General features: G+C 46.2%; 9 protein-coding genes, 2 tRNA genes and 3 rRNA genes. 3 read left to right on the top strand and 11 right to left on the bottom strand.

Annotation, left to right across the window (positions count from 1 at the left end):
* Positions 1-56: 56 nt before the first annotated feature.
* Entirely contained in the window at positions 57-851 is a 795-nt protein-coding gene (locus ACNFVB_RS04365; RefSeq protein ID WP_430738204.1) for an MBL fold metallo-hydrolase, read from the bottom strand.
* Between the two features lie 511 nt (positions 852-1,362).
* Between ACNFVB_RS04365 and ACNFVB_RS04360 the strand changes: the two genes are divergently transcribed.
* Positions 1,363-3,534: a hypothetical protein gene (locus tag ACNFVB_RS04360; protein ID WP_430738203.1), complete on the top strand. Its 2,172-nt coding sequence runs from the start codon at positions 1,363-1,365 to the stop codon at positions 3,532-3,534.
* 213 nt (positions 3,535-3,747) lie between these two features.
* Positions 3,748-4,446, top strand: a complete 699-nt coding sequence (locus tag ACNFVB_RS04355) for a DUF3142 domain-containing protein (protein WP_430738202.1) — start codon at positions 3,748-3,750, stop codon at positions 4,444-4,446.
* Positions 4,447-4,508: 62 nt separating this feature from the next.
* Here ACNFVB_RS04355 and ACNFVB_RS04350 read toward each other — a convergent pair whose 3' ends face one another.
* Complete coding sequence (locus ACNFVB_RS04350) at positions 4,509-6,596, bottom strand: catalase (protein WP_430738201.1); 2,088 nt, start codon at positions 6,594-6,596, stop codon at positions 4,509-4,511.
* Positions 6,597-7,293: 697 nt separating this feature from the next.
* Here ACNFVB_RS04350 and ppc point away from each other — a divergent pair.
* Complete coding sequence (gene ppc, locus ACNFVB_RS04345; protein WP_430738200.1) at positions 7,294-10,074, top strand: phosphoenolpyruvate carboxylase; 2,781 nt, start codon at positions 7,294-7,296, stop codon at positions 10,072-10,074.
* A gap of 38 nt (positions 10,075-10,112) precedes the next feature.
* On the opposite strand, the gene ACNFVB_RS04340 is transcribed toward ppc, so the two are convergent.
* The 9 genes from ACNFVB_RS04340 to pssA form a co-directional block, all read right to left on the bottom strand.
* Positions 10,113-10,769 carry a DUF938 domain-containing protein gene (locus tag ACNFVB_RS04340; RefSeq protein WP_430738199.1) on the bottom strand — a complete coding sequence of 219 codons (657 nt, stop codon included), beginning with the start codon at positions 10,767-10,769 and terminating at the stop codon, positions 10,113-10,115.
* A gap of 33 nt (positions 10,770-10,802) precedes the next feature.
* Positions 10,803-11,267, bottom strand: a complete 465-nt coding sequence (locus tag ACNFVB_RS04335; RefSeq protein WP_430738198.1) for a flavodoxin family protein — start codon at positions 11,265-11,267, stop codon at positions 10,803-10,805.
* Position 11,268: 1 nt separating this feature from the next.
* Positions 11,269-11,682 carry an OsmC family protein gene (locus tag ACNFVB_RS04330; RefSeq protein ID WP_430738466.1) on the bottom strand — a complete coding sequence of 138 codons (414 nt, stop codon included), beginning with the start codon at positions 11,680-11,682 and terminating at the stop codon, positions 11,269-11,271.
* A gap of 162 nt (positions 11,683-11,844) precedes the next feature.
* Positions 11,845-11,959, bottom strand: a 5S ribosomal RNA gene (gene rrf / locus ACNFVB_RS04325).
* Positions 11,960-12,082: 123 nt separating this feature from the next.
* Positions 12,083-14,938 (bottom strand): 23S ribosomal RNA (locus ACNFVB_RS04320).
* Positions 14,939-15,266: 328 nt separating this feature from the next.
* Positions 15,267-15,342 (bottom strand) — tRNA-Ala (locus ACNFVB_RS04315).
* Between the two features lie 8 nt (positions 15,343-15,350).
* A tRNA-Ile gene (locus ACNFVB_RS04310) sits at positions 15,351-15,426 on the bottom strand.
* A 73-nt stretch (positions 15,427-15,499) separates the two neighbouring features.
* Positions 15,500-17,034: ribosomal RNA gene (locus ACNFVB_RS04305) — 16S ribosomal RNA — on the bottom strand.
* The 16S, 23S and 5S rRNA genes sit together here with 2 tRNA genes alongside, the layout of an rRNA operon.
* A gap of 812 nt (positions 17,035-17,846) precedes the next feature.
* The gene (gene pssA / locus ACNFVB_RS04300; protein WP_430738465.1) at positions 17,847-18,629 is read right to left on the bottom strand and encodes a CDP-diacylglycerol--serine O-phosphatidyltransferase; all 783 of its coding nucleotides are present in this window, start codon (positions 18,627-18,629) and stop codon (positions 17,847-17,849) included.
* Positions 18,630-18,717: the final 88 nt, after the last annotated feature.

Below are 18,717 nucleotides of genomic sequence, written 5' to 3'. Positions count from 1 at the left end.
AAAGCCCCATCACTAACTTAATAGTGACGGGGCTTTTTTTTGCATGCCTGTTACCGCTATCGTTTAGAGTTACGGCGACGCGAAAAGACAGTAAAGTTAGCGTCTTTGCGCCATAGCAGCTTATGTTTGATGGTGTCTTTGATGGTACGCGGATGCTTGGGTGCCTGCGTGATGAGCATATCAAAAGTGGCGTCGTCTATCGCCAGCTCGCGGCCATGCGCCATCATCACCACCGAGGGCTTTAACGCTTTGATTTTTTGTAGCGACTGGATATAGAGTTTTGGATCATAAATAGGAAATGGTGCGACAAACTTGTGACGCAGCTTGATAATCAAGTCTGCTGTATATACTTGCCGGCTGGGCAGATGAAATAACGATAAGTCACGGTCGGTATGTCCAGGTGTCTCAAGTGCCAACCAATCGCTAAAGTAAGGAATTTTATCCCCCTCACTTACCGTCACATCAGGATGCAGGTGCGCAGGATACCATAGGTTTTTTAGCGGACGGTTTTGGCGATGCGCCACATAATACGCCAGCCCTGTATCAACCAGATGCATCATTTGCCCGCCGATACCTGCATACCATTGCCGTGACTTTTCTGCTGAGACGATACGGCAGCCTGTGGCTTTTTTAAGCGCATTTGCACCGCCTGCGTGATCAGGATGCATGTGTGTCACCATGACTACCTTGAGCTGGCTTATCGGGCGCTGTAGTGTGTCTGTGATGTACGCCAGTACCATCGGCACATCAGCACGGCAGCAGCCGTCAAGCAGCATGATCTTGTCTGGATATACCGCCAGATAAATACTTTGAATATAACCGTCCAATCGCACAATCTTATCTAAGCGCATAAGTCATCCTTGAGTGTTTGCTTAGGGCGTGTCGAACATTCGACCATGGCACTGACAGCGACTATTTTTTAGACGATTCGAGGTTAAAAATAATAAGTTTAGTCACTCTAAGCGCTTATTTTTAACGATGAAGCGGCAAAAAAGAGTCCTGTCCCTGCGGACTGATGACACCCCTTGTTTTGATTGTAGTACAGAAGCTTATGTAAGACTCGACTTTCAATGAACGCTTGTACTCCGTTTGCTCCTTGCAATTCGTCGTTTAGGCGTTTTGCTAAAATTTTAGGTATCAGACTTAGGACTAGTTGAGGACACGTTGTGGTATATAAGCTGATTTTTGTGGGGAAAAATAACATTGATAAAATAAAACTCTGTTATGATTACAGACTCCAATCCAGTACGCGCTCACGAGTTGGCTATGAAATCTACCGCAGACAATACAACACGACACCCCTCACCTTTTTTGAACTCTGTTCCCAAAAGTTTGCTTTTAGGCTTGTTGACAGCCAGTCTGATGAGCGTTGTTATATCTGCACAAGCAGGTGGCGGCGAATACTGTGGCTCTAACTTTTCGTTAGACAATCGCTACTACAATGCCTGTCAGATTAACTTCCCCACCTTAGATACTGGCAATGACACCCAAACCAATTTGTATTTATTACTTGCCGATAAGAGCTTAATCACCTTTAATGAGCCTGACACGCTACATACCAGCGGTTATTATTATGACTTTCCGCTTAACTTACGCACATTAAAGCACGCGGCAGTAAATCAAGTACAAAATCCCAATCAGTCTTTTTTAGAGCCCTCTGAAACCAGCAATTATGCTGAGTACTGTAATAGCTTTTATACAGGTAAAACAGCGCTAGAAAACGCGCTAACACTAGATCAGGCATTAACCCCAAAAGAGCGCGCACAACTGATGCAATTTCGTGACGCCATTCGCAGTGAGTGTGCCGATTCATTTAATGATGAGACCGCTGCGCTCAAAGATACTGCTACTTTTCCGTTAAAGTGGTCTGTCCACGCACAGCCCTACGCGGACTACATCATGGCGACACAACTTTTTTATTTGGGCAAAAAATCAGACTTTGATAGCGCGCATAACCTATATAGCGCGTTGACCACGCTTGATGCGGGGGATAATGCAGGACGCGCTTGGCTACTCGATACGGTCAATTATATGCTGATTCGCACAGGTATCAATCGTATTTATCAGCAAGGCGCGCAAGATTATGTTTATGACCATAAAACGGTTGACCCAAGACTGTTTGCCAGCACGCAAAGCGCCATCAATACTTATCTCAGCCGCTTTAAAAAAGGGCAGTATACGGCATCTGCTCGCGGATTACAGCGCCGACTCTATTGGCTGTCAGGGAAGCAAGAACAATTGGTTGATGAAATAGAATGGCAAATCGAGCATACACAGTCATTGGCCTTTAACCTAGACAGTCGCCGCTTGCCAGAAGAGATTGAGAGACGATTGTTTTTTCCAGATAGTGATAAACAAGTCGATATCAATGTGCTTAATGACCCCATATTGCTGACCAGTTTTGCCTTATATCGTCTACGACCTGCCAGCGACTTCATGAACACTAAACCCATAACATTGGCAGCGCTTGAGCGTCTAAAGCCCAAGTTTAAAGGCAGTATGGACTTGTATCAGTATCTGATCGCGACCTATTATTTTGTGCAAGAAAATAATCCAAAACGCGCCCTAACCTATTTGCCCACCGCTACGCCAACGGGTAAGCTGTCTTATACTCAATTTAGCCAATACGCTTTAAAAGCAAAAGCATTACAGCAACTCGGGCGCACCGATGAAGCCAATACCCTTTGGCAGCAGCTACATACCTTGCCCAAGCAGCCGTTTCAAAACACCGTTACTGAACTGGCATTAGCACTGCATGCTGACAAGACCAACGATTACCGTTCATTGTTTACTGATACCAGCATACAATCACAAGCCTTAAAGATGCGCGTCATCAAATATTCAGCCGACCCTACCTTGCTAAAGCAAATTGCAGACAACCATGCAAATACAAGCGCACTGGGTGCTGAGGCGCGTTACGCGCTGCTCGCCAAATCACTGGTACATGGACGCTACGACGATTATTTAACCTACCAGCAGCGTTATTTGCCAAAGGACGCCCAAAAATATCAGGGCTATAGCAGTAAGGATGAGACCTTAAAGCACCTCCCTACTTTTAGTCAATTTAACTGGCAAGGTAAAAAAATCAGCCCTAATATTAAGTGTCAAAACTTGACAACCACGGTGACGCGTCTCAGTAAACTCCCTAACGACAGACTACAAACCTTGTGTCTGACCGAGTTTATGTATGATACCGATTTGACCAGCTACCTCGATGACTACGACAAAGAGTTTCGCTATATTGTTGACGATGATCCAAACGAGCCCTATCCGTACTTAGGTGACGTCCCCAGTCGCTTCGCAGGTCAAACACTCAGCAGACTCGATATCTACCGCGCCATATTTACAGACAGTCAAGATGACGAGCTGTCCGCCTATGCGCTGCATCGTGCGATAGGTTGTTTTGCCAGCTCGGGTAACAACCAGTGCGGCGATAAGCAGGTTGATTTGTCTGTGCGCAAAGCATGGTTTAAACGTCTCAAATCTGACTTTAGCCATACCACTTGGGCAAAAAACCAAAAATACTACTGGTAAATATGACGGGCTACTGGTGTGAGTAATTATCTACAAAAGTATCAGCGATTTACTTTTAAGCGATGGCTGTTAGGCTTGCTGGGTCTGTGTATTATTATGTTTACCGCTTTGGTTTACTATCAAGGTGCAAGCCCTTTTTCATCTGCGCCATCTAAGCAGATAACGCAGATACCACCACAGGATAGTGATGCCAGTAAAATTGGCTCTATTACCATGCCCACGAACACTACCAATATCCAAGTCAATGATTACCAGCAGTTTTGGCTGTGGACACCGCCCAAAGACAGTACCAAGCTCAGCCAAGCGCATACGTTGTATCTATTACAAGGTGAGATACGTGCGCCCAACATACCCTATTATCGCCCCGATACCCGTGACAATAATGCTCAGGCATTACCAGCGACATTGATAACGCAGGGGCTAGGTGTGCGACCTTTACGCGGTAAAAAAATGTGGCTGGTCTACCGTGCGACCAGTCAGACGTGGTCTGAGGACGTCATGCCACAGCTTATAAAGCGCTTAGAGCAATGGCAACGCGCAGGCAATCACGTTATGGGCATCCAAATAGATTATGATGCGCCAACCTACCGATTGGGCGAATACGCTGCTCTGCTTAAGCAGATTCGTCAGCAGCTGCCCGCGCAGTATCAACTCAGTGTGACAGGACTGCTGGACTGGTCAAACCAAGCCGAAGATTCTCAGTTTATTCAGCTCAATGACGCCATCGACGAGCTGGTGATACAAACCTACCAGGGCACGACCACTTTGACGAACTATGCGCAGCACCTCATACGGCTAAAAGACCTGCCCTTTGATTTTAAAGTGGGCATCATTGAAGGTGGTCAATGGCAAGGGGCTGCATTTTTAGAAGACAATCCACACTTTCAAGGTTATGTGGTGTTCTTGCGCTAAAAAATAAAAAAACTCAGCACTTAGGCTGAGTTTTTCTTCATCATAATTACAACTTCATAGGATTAAGCTAAGTCACGTACCTTAGGCTCACGCTCCCATAGACGAGATTTTGCATTTTCTACAAAGCTGTCAAGCTCAGCGAGCGGTGTGACAAACTCATCTTTTTCTACAGGAAGTTTACTTAAGATAAACTCATCCGTTGCACCGCAATAAGCAATAGCTTTACAGTGTACATAAGCATCAGTGAACCAATCTAGCGTTGAGCTATCCTCCGCTAGTTTCTTAGCTTGATCCGGCATAATGATACTCACTACCGCATCGAAGAATACTGATGGTGCGCCAGCGACACGCTCATCTGCTTGGATGCGCGTATCGTCGTCAAGCTTGACTTCTTTGCTCGGCGCAACAACTTTGACCATACCGCCTTGAGCGTTAATAGCATCTTCAAACTTCTTAACTTGCTCATGGTTTGATCCTTCAGCCACCAAGATACCAACCAAACGACCTTTTAGTGATTTAGGCGTACGACCAATCGTTTGCAGAGGCTTAGAGGTGTCCATATCTTGTACTGGTGCTGCTGGTTCTGCCGCTTCTGGTAGCTCCATACCTAGCGCCTTAGCCACACGATTAGCTAGATCTTCATCAATATTGATAAGGTGACTGAGCACGCGAGTACGAACATGCGGCGCATCTACTTTACCAAGCTCAAACGCGTAGGCCGTCGCAATATGTGCCTGCTCAGCAGGGGTTTGGCTACGATAGAACATACGCGGCTGGCTATAATGGTCTGCAAAGCTCTCTGCGCGAATACGGCCTTTTACATTGTCATCTAAGCGCTCTGCATACGACTCAAAGCCCTTTTTAACGCTTTCACGCGGACGGTCTAAATCCAGACTTTGTGGCTCATAAAGGACACGAGTCTTAGGCACTTGCATTTGCATATGGCCGTCTTGCTGGTTATTGGCAAACGGACATTTTGGCGCATTAATAGGAATTTGCGCAAAGTTTGGCGAACCCAAACGCGACAGCTGCGTGTCAAGATAACTAAATAGACGACCTTGTAGTAGAGGATCATTACTAAAATCGATACCAGGCGGCAGATGTGACGGACAAAATGCTACTTGCTCCGTTTCTGCGAAAAAATTATCGGGGTTACGGTTCAAGACCATTTTACCGATGATTTTAACAGGCACCATCTCTTCTGGAATCAGCTTAGTGGCATCTAGATGGTCAAATGGAAACTCATTGGCTTCTTCTTCAGTAAATAACTGAACACCAAACTCCCACTCAAAATACATACCGTTCTCTATCGCTTCATACATGTCACGGCGGTTATAATCAGGGTCAGCACCAGATATTTTTACCGCTTCATCCCAAGTAAGCGACTGTACACCTGCTACTGGCTTCCAATGAAAACGTACAAAGGTACTTTTTCCGTCTTTGTTAATCAAACGATAGCTATGAATGCCAAAGCCCTCCATCATGCTAAAGCTACGCGGGAGCGCTCGATCACTCATCAGCCAAATCAGGTTATGCATCGTCTCTGGGCTTAGCGAGACAAAGTCCCAAAAGGTATCGTGCGCAGATGCCGCTTGAGGAAAGCCGCGGTCTGGCTCAGGTTTTACGGCATGGATTAAGTCTGGGAATTTAATGGCATCTTGGATAAAGAAAATCGGCATGTTGTTGCCGACGATGTCCCAGTTGCCCTCTTCAGTATATATTTTTACCGCAAAACCTCGCACGTCACGGGGCGTATCTTTTGAGCCTTTATTGCCCGCCACGGTCGAAAAACGAGTAAATAAAGGTGTCTGCTTCCCTGTTTCTGTAAGAATTTTGGCGGTCGTATATTCTTCTAACGATTCTGTCAGCTCAAAATAACCATGTGCGGCGCTACCACGCGCATGGACAATACGCTCTGGGATACGCTCATGGTCAAAATGGTTGATTTTTTCGCGTAATACAAAATCTTCTAAAAGACTCGGGCTTCGGCTACCAGCTTTTAAAGAGTTTTGATTATCAGAGATAACGACACCTTGCTGCGTGGTGAGCGCTTTTGTGTCGTCGTCTGCACGTTGGTGAGTCTCGCCGCCATTGCCGCGAGTTGGGTTCATGTCTTTTGCGGGGTCAGTATGATCAAGATGCTTTTTCATAATGTATCCTAGCTGATGAATGAAATGGCCTCTGATGAGACTATCCAAAGCGCGTAAACCCAGTATTTATATCCTTGTATCTATATAGTAACTTCGACTGTCGCTTCATGTTTTATGGGTTACGCGGCGGTTGATGATCTAACTTTTTATTGTTGCTCTTTCGCTACTATGACTGGCAGTGCCAACCGTTCGCAATGTCAACCGCTAGCATTGCCAACCATGGTGCTCATCACTCATCTTACTTAAAAACTTCGCGATTTATGTCACATATATCGTGAAGCTTGTTGATTTTTGGTTAAACCAACGAGCCAAACTATTAGCACATTACTATCATCAAATATATTGCTAAGTCCTTAACGCTCATGGCAGCGCTCTTTAGATTTTTTGGCTAAAGAATATCGATAGCGTTCGGGCTGATTATCAGTTAAATTATAAGGACAGGCATAAAATAAAGTCAGCCAGCATCGAAGCTGTGGCAAACACTAGCGGCGAGTTCTGATCAAGCAAAATTTTTATAACCATCGCTTATAGCCATCATAAAAGGCTTGATGCATCACTTTGTATAAGGCGGTTCGTAACTGTATTTACGGGCCGTTTTTATTCATCCGTCTAGGGCGTATTGTTCGTTAAGTAAGGAAAATAGCCATATCCAAGCTTTATTGGATATATTCCCTAGTTATAGACAAGGAAGACAGTTATGTTATTAGATAACGACGTATTGCGTGCGCGCATTCGTTTATTAGGATCGTTTTTAGGTGAGGCCATCTCTCGCCAATCTGGGCAACAAACCTTAGATACCATCGAAACCTTGCGCCAAGGTTTTATTCAAGAGCGCCGCGAGCATGACGACGGACAAAAAAAGCAACTTATCGAGCTCATCGCCTCGCTAGACAATCAAACACTAAAAAACGTCATTCGCGCGTTTTCTATTTACTTTTTTTTGGCAAACCTGACCGAAGAAAACTACTTACGTGAGCAGCGGCGAGTGATGCGCGCGGAGTCCAACCAAAGCTGGGAAGGCTCTTTTCGCCGTACTTTATCAGAATGCCGTGAGCGCCAGATCGAACCTGAACAAATCAAAGAGCTCATCGATCAGCTAAAATTTATCCCAGTCTTTACCGCGCACCCTACCGAGGCGCGTCGCCGTACGACGATGAATATCTTGCAAACGCTATACGAACATACCGATGCCATGGGTGTCTATCCTGAGGGCAGTCGCGCCTTTGAGCAGGCCAAACAAAAAACCGCAGAAACCATTGATCTACTATGGTCATCAGATGAGGTGCGGACTCGTAAACCCTTGGTCTATGATGAGATTAATAATGGCCTGCATTATTTTGATGCCAGTCTTTTTACCGCCATACCGAAAGTCTATCGCAATATCAAAGACGCAATCGTAGAGATTTATCCAGAGCTTAGTGACTATGCGCTGCCCGCTTTTGTCAATTTTGGCTCTTGGATCGGCGGCGATAGAGATGGCAACCCCTTCGTCACTCATGAGACCACAGAAATGGCCGTGTTGATGCATGCCAATACCGTGCTGCGCCATTACCAAGTATTGATCCGAAAGCTGCGCCGCGAGCTGATTCATAGCGATAGCATCGTCACCATCGTGCCCGAGATTTATGAGCGAATTAAAGACTATAGCGAGTTGGATCAGCAGGTGTTTTGTTATAACCCTGATGACTACAATCATGAGCCATACCGTAGATTGTTATCACTCATCCTTGCCAAAATAAAAGCCACCAACCAGTATATCCAAAGCCAAGGCACAGACGACAATGCAGCAAAAGACGCGTACTTATCGCCGGCCGCACTGTTAGATGACTTACGCCTTATCCGCAAGAGCGTCAACACGCATGATAGCGCCCATGCCGAAGGGCTACTGCTAGATACCATCCGCTTGGTCAAAACCTGCGGCTTTCATCTGGCCGCGCTCGATATTCGCCAAGACTCAGGCTATCATGGCGAGGTCATTGCCGATATTTTTGCCAATGCCTCCAACTTGCCCGATTACAAGGCGCTAAGCGAAGCAGAGCGCCAAGAGTGGCTGACCCGCCTACTACAAAAACCAGGCACACCGCTGATTTATACCGATAATTTAAGCGAGCAAACCCGTGAGCAGCTGGCATTGATGCAGTCGGTGGCCAAACTGCGCAAACTGGTCGGCGACGATACTTTTGGCAGCTACGTCATCTCGATGACCAATAACGCCAGTCAACTACTAGAAGTACTGCTGCTGATGCGTTTTGCAGGTTTGTCTGGTATCAATGACGACGGACACTTATTTGCTGCCTTGCCGGTAGCGCCACTGTTTGAAACCATCGAAGACCTCAAAAACATCGATAAAATCATGCCAACGGTACTGGACAACCCCCTGTATCGCGAGCTACTTGAGCACTCAGGCAATATTCAAGAGATTATGCTGGGCTACTCCGACTCTTCTAAAGACGGCGGCATTATCACCTCGGCTTGGCAGCTGTATAGCGCCCAGCAAACCATCACTCGTATTGCCAACCAATACGGCATCAGCACCCGTCTGTTCCATGGCCGCGGCGGCTCTGTCAGTCGCGGCGGCGGCTCAACTCATCAGGCCATTGCCGCGCAGCCCGCTGGTACATTAAACGGACAAATCAAGTTTACCGAGCAAGGCGAAGTGCTCTATGCCAAATACGCCAATCCAGATACAGCAGTGTTTGAGCTGACCATGGGTATCACAGGCGCACTAAAAGCCAGCTCGTCACGCTTTGTGGCGCAGCCGACCCAGCTCGATAGCTATGAAGCACTGTTTGCAGATTTAGCCGATGCAGGCGAGCAGCAATATCGAGCACTGACGGATAATACAGACGGGTTTTATCAGTTTTACTCCGAGGCCACGCCCGTACAAGAGATCTCTTTGCTAAATATCGGCTCGCGCCCTGCCCACCGCAAAAAAGGCTTGCCAAGCAAATCAACAATTCGGGCGATACCTTGGGTGTTTGGCTGGTCATTGGCCCGCTTTACCCTTCCTGCGTGGTATGGCGTGGGCACGGCATTAGAGAGTGTCAAACAAAACGAAGGATTGATGAAAGAGATGAATAAAAACTGGCCGTTTTTTAGCGCCTTTATCAGCAATATCGAAATGGCTTTTACCAAATCGGAGATGAATATCGCCCACGCCTACAGTCAGCTGTGCAAAGACGAGCGCTTACGCACACAAGTCATGCAGGCTGTCGAGCACGAGCACGCGCTTACTCACTCTGGCCTAAACTCCCTGCTTGAGCAAACCTCATTATTGTCCACGCAGCAAGAGCTGGCAGCGTCTTTACAATGGCGCAATGCTTACTTAGACCCGATCAACTATATCCAAATCGAGCTACTCAAACGCATGCGCCAACCTGATAATAAGGATGCTAAAAGTACCGACAAACTGGCGGTAGAAGATCCACTAATTCGCAGTATCAATGCCCTTGCAGCAGGACTACGTAATACTGGTTAGAACTTGATACTGATATTAAAACGCAAATAACCGCTGACTTAGTTAGCGGTTATTTTTTGAAAAACCAAAATTTGATTATTCGCTGGCATTTGGTATTCACAACTTAACTCTAGATTATGCTGTTTTGCCAAAGCAATGATATCTTCTTTATGGCGAATACCGCTATTAGGATCACGCTGGCGCAAACTGAGATCAAACTGCTGGTTACTCACACTGGTATAACGCCCATTTTCATTAAAGGGTCCATATACTATTAGCTTTCCCTTGAAGGGTAATGCTTCTCCGGCCAACTCAAACAGCCTCTCAACTAAAGACCAAGCGATAATATGTAAGGTATTAGCAGTAAATATAGCGTCATAAGGTTCGCCAGTATTAGTTTTTGGAATAGAATCTGTTAACAAATTAAAAGCCAACGGTGCATACAGGTTTGATGCGGGATAGGCATCATGCCAAGCTTGTATCACCTGATGATTATCAGTTACATCGCTGGTTTGCCATTGTAGGTGCGGCAATCTTGGTGCAAAGTAAACGCTATGCTGGCCGGTACCTGAGCCAACTTCTAATACATGAGTAGAGTCTTGCAGTTGTTTTTGTAGTACTTCTAGGATAGGCTGTTTATTATTTTCACAAGCTTGTGAAAAAGCTAGTCTGTCTGCGCTACTGATATCGGTATTACCTAAGTTATTTTTATTCATAATACTATCTTAATAAAGGTTCAATAAATCAGTCTAATAAATACCAGCTTCCACTCCCGCAGCTAGCGTCATCGCAAGCTCTTCCACTTGCTCGACAAACACCTCTTGCCAATCACCTTTTAAAATAAGCGTATCTTGGATTTGATTCCAGCGCAAACCAGTGATAATCGTTTTCATCGCATTCTTAGTCCCTGTGCCATCGTGTCCTGCGCGAATATATAACGCAAACGGCATACCCTGTTTTTCTTCTAGTACTGGATAGTAACAACGATCAAAGAAATCCTTGGTCAGTCCTGCCATATAAGACAAATTCTCAGTCGTACCTAACAATAAGGCATCGGCTGCCATTATATCTTCAGGCTGCGTGTCCTGTGGTGCTTTGAGAACCACGTTGATATCTATATCAGGGTGATTGGCACCGTCATGAGCGGCTTGCGCCAACTTTTTAGTATTCGGTGATGGCGCATGAGCCACAATGAGTAAAGTCTTAGTACTCATCTCATTCACCACGACCATAAACAAAGGTGACATCCTGTTTAATATCAGGATGAATACTTTTTGCCACAGGGCAAGTGAAAGCAGCGGCTTCTAATATCTTCTTAGTACGCTCATCTAACTCTGTTTTGAACTCAATGCGCACTTGAATCTCACTCACACGGCGAGGATCTGCAGCCATTATTTTCGTTACTTCAGCTTTTGTTCCGACCACATTAATATCCATATCAGCGGCTTTAATACCAATAATAGTTAGCATACAGCTGGCCAAACTGGTTGCTAACAAATCAGTCGGTGAAAAAGCTTCACCCTTGCCTTGATTATCAGTCGGTGCGTCGGTGATAATTTCATTTTTTGATTGCAAGTGAATAGCGCTAGTACGCAAGTCGCCTTGGTAGGTTACTTTTGAAGTTGTCATTTTCATTCCTTTTAAATAGCTTAAACGCACTTTATAAATAGTGTAATGGAATGAATGAATAATAACTAGTAGCCAATCAATACATGAGAACACTGCTTTAATCCATCCCCCCATAAAAAAAGCCCCCTTAACAATTAAGTTAAGGGGGCTTTTGGAATAGAGAGCTGACGATGACCTACTCTCACATGGCCGGAGCCACACTACCATTGGCGCAACGATGTTTCACTTCTGAGTTCGGGAAGGGATCAGGTGGTGCCATCGTGCTATTGTCGTCAGCAAAGAGGGTTAGATATGAGTCTATGTTTGTTTTACTTAATGACTTAAGTATCACTTATCCTAACTGAATCAAGGATAACGGTGATATCGAATAATTGCTTGATACAAACCACTTGGGTGTTGTATGGTCAAGCCAAACGAGCAATTAGTACAGGTTAGCTACACGCATCACTGCGCTTCCACACCCTGCCTATCAACGTCCTAGTCTTGAACGGCTCTTTAGGGAAATCTAATCTTGAGGTGGGCTTCCCGCTTAGATGCTTTCAGCGGTTATCCCATCCGAACGTAGCTACCGGGCAATGCCATTGGCATGACAACCCGAACACCAGCGGTTCGTCCACTCTGGTCCTCTCGTACTAGGAGCAGATCCTCTCAAATTTCCAACGCCCACGGTAGATAGGGACCGAACTGTCTCACGACGTTCTAAACCCAGCTCGCGTACCTCTTTAAATGGCGAACAGCCATACCCTTAGGACCTGCTTCAGCCCTAGGATGAGATGAGCCGACATCGAGGTGCCAAACACCGCCGTCGATATGAACTCTTGGGCGGTATCAGCCTGTTATCCCCAGAGTACCTTTTATCCGTTGAGCGATGGCCCTTCCATACAGAACCACCGGATCACTAAGACCTACTTTCGTACCTGCTCGACTTGTGGGTCTCGCAGTTAAGCGCGCTTTTGCCTTTATACTCTATGAACGATTTCCGACCGTTCTGAGCGCACCTTCGTACTCCTCCGTTACTCTTTAGGAGGAGACCGCCCCAGTCAAACTACCCACCATACATTGTCCTCGGTATTGTGATACCTGAGTTAGAACCCCAACATGACCAGGGTGGTATTTCAAGGATGGCTCCACCAAGACTGGCGTCTCGGTTTCAAAGCCTCCCACCTATCCTGCACAAGTCAGGTCAAAGTTCAATGTAAAGCTGTAGTAAAGGTTCACGGGGTCTTTCCGTCTAGCCGCGGGTACACAGCATCTTCACTGCGATTTCGATTTCACTGAGTCTCTGCTGGAGACAGCGCTGCCATCATTATGTCATTCGTGCAGGTCGGAACTTACCCGACAAGGAATTTCGCTACCTTAGGACCGTTATAGTTACGGCCGCCGTTTACTGGGGCTTCGATCAAGACCTTCGCATACGCTAAGCCCATCAATTAACCTTCCAGCACCGGGCAGACATCACACCCTATACGTCCACTTTCGTGTTTGCAGAGTGCTGTGTTTTTAATAAACAGTTGCAGCAGCCTGGTATCTGCGACTGCCAATAGCTTACGGAGCAAGTCCTTCACCATCAGCAGCGTACCTTCTCCCGAAGTTACGGTACCATTTTGCCTAGTTCCTTCAGCAGAGTTCTCTCAAGCGCCTTGGTATTCTCTACCTGACCACCTGTGTCGGTTTAGGGTACGATTCGTTTATGACTATCGCTTAGAAGCTTTTCCTGGAAGCATGGTATTTGCCACTTCGTCCTACAAGTAGGACTTGCTATCAGATCTCGGTATGAAATAGCCCGGATTTACCTAAGCTATAAACCTACACCCTTCCACTCAGACAACCATCGCTGAGCTGGCATAACCTTCTCCGTCCCTCCATCGCATCATAAACAAGTATCGGAATATTAACCGATTTCCCATCGACTACGCCTTTCGGCCTCGCCTTAGGGGTCGACTCACCCAGCCCCGATTAACGTTGGACTGGAACCCTTGGTCTTCCGGCGTGCGAGCTTTTCACTCGCATTATCGTTACTCACGTCAGCATTCGCTCTTGTGATACCTCCAGCATGCTTTACAACACACCTTCACAGGCTTACACAACGCTCCCCTACCACTTGAAACAAATTCAAATCCGCAGCTTCGGCTCCTAGTTTGAGCCCCGTTACATCTTCCGCGCGGGCCGACTCGACTAGTGAGCTATTACGCTTTCTTTAAAGGATGGCTGCTTCTAAGCCAACCTCCTAGCTGTCTATGCCTTCCCACCTCGTTTCCCACTTAACTAGGAATTTGGGGCCTTAGCTGGCGGTCTGGGTTGTTTCCCTCTCCACGATGGACGTTAGCACCCACCGTGTGTCTCCCGGATATCACTCATCGGTATTCGGAGTTTGCATCGGTTTGGTAAGTCGGTATGACCCCCTAGCCGAAACAGTGCTCTACCCCCAATGGTGTTCGTCCGAGGCGCTACCTAAATAGCTTTCGGGGAGAACCAGCTATCACCGAGTTTGATTAGCCTTTCACCCCTATCCACAAGTCATCCCCTGGCTTTTCAACGACAGTGGGTTCGGTCCTCCGGTGCCTGTTACGGCACTTTCAACCTGCTCATGGATAGATCACTCGGTTTCGGGTCTATACCCTGCAACTAGACGCCCTATTAAGACTCGGTTTCCCTACGGCTCCCCTAAACGGTTAACCTTGCTACAGAATATAAGTCGCTGACCCATTATACAAAAGGTACGCGGTCACCCAACAAGTGGGCTCCCACTGCTTGTACGCACACGGTTTCAGGTTCTATTTCACTCCCCTCACAGGGGTTCTTTTCGCCTTTCCCTCACGGTACTGGTTCACTATCGGTCAGTCAGGAGTATTTAGCCTTGGAGGATGGTCCCCCCATCTTCAAACAGGATTTCTCGTGCCCCGCTCTACTTAATATGTTAACGCTAATGTTTCGAATACAGGACTATCACCTACTATGGTCAGCTTTCCCACGCTGTTCTTCTACATTAGCATTAATCGGCTTCTCCCCGTTCGCTCGCCGCTACTAGGGGAATCTCAATTGATGTCTATTCCTAAGGGTACTGAGATGTTTCACTTCCCCTCGTTCGCTTCTTGTACAAGTACAAGATACTTACCTTATGGTAAGTGGGTTTCCCCATTCAGAAATCTCCGGATCACAGGATATTGCCGCCTCCCCGAAGCTTATCGCAGGCTGTCACGTCTTTCATCGCCTCTGACTGCCAAGGCATCCACCATGTGCGCTTAATTACTTGACCATACAACCCCAAGGGGTCTTTGTCAGCAATTATAACGATATCACCTATGTTTACGCTTGATTCAGTTCTCTTTACTTTGAAGACTAGCCCTTGGGATAACAAACAATGTCGTTAAAAGGCTAGTCTTCAGGTTAACAATAACACGTGAAATGTTATTGCTAACCCAGACTCATATCTATGTTTTTAAATAGTCTCTATGCTTTCGTCAAGTCATAGATTTCCGTATAAAACAGAAAGAAGTAATCGTGTCTTTATTCAAAGATAAATCACTTGTTTCTATTTAATACCTATTGTATTTATTTGCACGCTAAGCTTCCGAGGTTTGTAGTGGTGGAGCCAAACGGAGTCGAACCGTTGACCTCCTGCGTGCAAGGCAGGCGCTCTACCAACTGAGCTATGGCCCCATGTATAATGGTGGGTCTAGGTGGACTTGAACCACCGACCCCGCGTTATCAACACGGTGCTCTAACCAGCTGAGCTACAGACCCTAGTACGTCCTAAAACGTAAGCTTAAACTAAAGAACAACTTGTTGTGAATTCTTGCTGACCGAATGCTGTCTATAAGGAGGTGATCCAGCCGCAGGTTCCCCTACGGCTACCTTGTTACGACTTCACCCCAGTCATCAACCACACCGTGGTGATCGCCCTCACTAAGTTAGGCTAACCACTTCTGGTGCAATCAACTCCCATGGTGTGACGGGCGGTGTGTACAAGGCCCGGGAACGTATTCACCGCGGCATTCTGATCCGCGATTACTAGCGATTCCTACTTCATGGAGTCGAGTTGCAGACTCAATCTGGACTACGATAGGCTTTTTGAGATTCGCATCACATCGCTGTGTAGCTGCCCTCTGTACCTACCATTGTAGCACGTGTGTAGCCCTGGTCGTAAGGGCCATGATGACTTGACGTCGTCCCCGCCTTCCTCCAGTTTGTCACTGGCAGTATCCTTAGAGTTCCCGGCTTAACCCGCTGGTAACTAAGGACAAGGGTTGCGCTCGTTGCGGGACTTAACCCAACATCTCACGACACGAGCTGACGACAGCCATGCAGCACCTGTATCACAATTCCCGAAGGCACTCTCGTATCTCTACAAGATTCTGTGTATGTCAAGACCAGGTAAGGTTCTTCGCGTTGCATCGAATTAAACCACATGCTCCACCGCTTGTGCGGGCCCCCGTCAATTCATTTGAGTTTTAACCTTGCGGCCGTACTCCCCAGGCGGTCTACTTATTGCGTTAGCTGCGTCACTAAGTCCTCAAGGGACCCAACGACTAGTAGACATCGTTTACGGCGTGGACTACCAGGGTATCTAATCCTGTTTGCTACCCACGCTTTCGAACCTCAGTGTCAGTATGATGCCAGGAAGCTGCCTTCGCCATCGGTATTCCTCCAGATCTCTACGCATTTCACCGCTACACCTGGAATTCTACTTCCCTCTCACCTACTCTAGCTTAACAGTATCAGATGCAGTTCCCAGGTTAAGCCCGGGGATTTCACATCTGACTTATCAAGCCACCTACGCTCGCTTTACGCCCAGTAATTCCGATTAACGCTTGCACCCTCTGTATTACCGCGGCTGCTGGCACAGAGTTAGCCGGTGCTTATTCTGCAGCTAATGTCATCGCTAACGGGTATTAACCGTTAGGTCTTCTTCACTGCTTAAAGTGCTTTACAACCAAAAGGCCTTCTTCACACACGCGGCATGGCTGGATCAGGGTTTCCCCATTGTCCAATATTCCCCACTGCTGCCTCCCGTAGGAGTCCGGGCCGTGTCTCAGTCCCGGTGTGGCTGATCATCCTCTCAGACCAGCTACAGATCGTCGCCTTGGTAGGCCTTTACCCCACCAACTAGCTAATCCGACTTAGGCTCATCTAATAGCGAGAGCAGTAAACTGCCCCTTTCTCCCGTAGGACGTATGCGGTATTAATTCGAGTTTCCCCGAGCTATCCCCCACTACTAGGTAGATTCCTAAGTGTTACTCACCCGTCCGCCGCTCGACGCCTGGGAGCAAGCTCCCATCGTTTCCGCTCGACTTGCATGTGTTAAGCCTGCCGCCAGCGTTCAATCTGAGCCATGATCAAACTCTTCAGTTTAATCTTTCTGAAGCCTTTACCTATAAATAGGAAGATGACTTCTAATCTTGGCTCATTTATCTAGCAAATCGCTTAAAATTATGTTCGTAATGAATTAACTTTGAGTTTTTCTGCTGAGTAAATGATAATTTTTATAGTTAGATTTAACTCCCGAAAAGAAGTCAAAACCAACTTTATTTTTTAGCATTCTATATCAGCAAAAATCCACACAAGTTGTTCTTTAGTTGTGCTTTTAAATAGTGTCTCTTCACTGTCGTCCAGTTAAAGAGTTATATAACTAATAACTAAGCAATGTGCTTATCGTTATTAGCGAGCCGACTATCATATCATAAAGATTTGGTTTGTCAAGCTTTTTATCTAATTTGTTTCTCAAGGTTCGCTGTGTTGTTACTATGTAATCTACCCTAGTAATGCTTAGCTTGTCCTGATGAGGTGCGTATTATAGACGCTTTATTTGGTAAGTCAAGAACTAATTTGGTTTATTTTAAATTAGTTGGTCAGGCTTGGAGTTTAAGAGTTTAAAATAATAAATCATTCTTTGAATGAGCCACTCTTTAATCCGCCTTCCCTTTCGACTGGGTGGCATTATACGCGTATTTGGGTGGGGGTCAAGGGGGAACTGATAAATAATTCGCACTCTTTAATTATATCTCCGATGATTCCTTCTAACTAATTGTTATTACTATTAATATCTATTCATCATTATTTTTGTTTATCTCAGTCTATATCCTTGGACTTAGCACCGTGCTTAAAGACATAAAAAGGGGATCTACCTATCGGTAAATCCCTGGATACAAAGCCTAAAGGCAGCTCTAACTTTTTGCTTTTGCTTTAATCGTCGTAAAAATGCCCGATAACGCATAGAGAATGCCAATGGCTAAAATACCAACAGGAATGTCGTAGAGGACGATACTCATGATCAACACTCCAATGATAAGTACCACAAATGGAACTTTCTTTTTATCAAACTCTTTAAAGCTATAGTATTTGACATTGCTGACCATCAGCAGACCACAGATAACAACCCACACCGCAAACAAGAGCATAATAGCGGTATCATACTGTCCGACCCATTCATTATGATCGACCGCGACCATGACAGCGGACGTGACCAATATAGCCGCCAGTGGACTGGCCAAACCGACAAAGTATTTTTTATCAACTTCGCCTATCTGTACGTTAAACCTCGCTAGACGAAAAGCGGCGCAAGCGGTAAAAACAAAAGCACAGCCAATACCAATGCGGCCTAGCGGCTGCAACGCAAAACTATATACTAAAATCGCAGGCGCAACCCCAAAGGCCAGCATATCTGCTAAAGAGTCATACTGCTCGCCAAAGGGGCTTTGCGCATTGAGCATACGTGCGACGCGGCCATCAGCACCATCTAAAATCGCTGACAAAAATATAGCCAGTGAGGCTTTGTAAAACGATCCTTGGGTACTGGCCAAAATCGAATAAAAGCCAGACAACAATGACAAGGTGGTAATCAAATTGGGGGCCAAATAGACACCGCGGCTGACCACCGGCTGACCCTCTGTAACTTCTGTCTCAATCACCTCAAACGTTAAGCCATCGTAATTATCATTATCCGCCATGCGAATATTGAACTCATGCTCGTCAACAAAAGGCGGCTGAGTTGCGGCATTATCATTTAAACTATGGTGAGATGGTTGCTCAGTCGTC

It is taken from the genome of Psychrobacter sp. VH5, from assembly GCF_050572635.1.
Classification (GTDB): Bacteria; Pseudomonadota; Gammaproteobacteria; order Pseudomonadales; family Moraxellaceae; genus Psychrobacter; species Psychrobacter celer.
This window is presented reverse-complemented; position numbering and strand designations above follow the sequence as displayed.

Bases quoted from the DNA above. Each gene is read 5' to 3' on its own strand.
- ACNFVB_RS04360 (WP_430738203.1), top strand. From the start codon at position 1,363: ATGAGCGTTGTTATATCTGCACAAGCAGGTGGCGGCGAATACTGTGGC.
- ppc (WP_430738200.1), top strand. From the start codon at position 7,294: ATGTTATTAGATAACGACGTATTGCGTGCGCGCATTCGTTTATTAGGA.
- ACNFVB_RS04350 (WP_430738201.1), bottom strand. From the start codon at position 6,596: ATGAAAAAGCATCTTGATCATACTGACCCCGCAAAAGACATGAACCCA.
- ACNFVB_RS04355 (WP_430738202.1), top strand. From the start codon at position 3,748: ATGCCCACGAACACTACCAATATCCAAGTCAATGATTACCAGCAGTTT.
- pssA (WP_430738465.1), bottom strand. From the start codon at position 18,629: ATGGCGGATAATGATAATTACGATGGCTTAACGTTTGAGGTGATTGAG.
- ACNFVB_RS04340 (WP_430738199.1), bottom strand. From the start codon at position 10,769: ATGAATAAAAATAACTTAGGTAATACCGATATCAGTAGCGCAGACAGA.
- ACNFVB_RS04335 (WP_430738198.1), bottom strand. From the start codon at position 11,267: ATGAGTACTAAGACTTTACTCATTGTGGCTCATGCGCCATCACCGAAT.
- ACNFVB_RS04330 (WP_430738466.1), bottom strand. From the start codon at position 11,682: ATGACAACTTCAAAAGTAACCTACCAAGGCGACTTGCGTACTAGCGCT.
- ACNFVB_RS04365 (WP_430738204.1), bottom strand. From the start codon at position 851: ATGCGCTTAGATAAGATTGTGCGATTGGACGGTTATATTCAAAGTATT.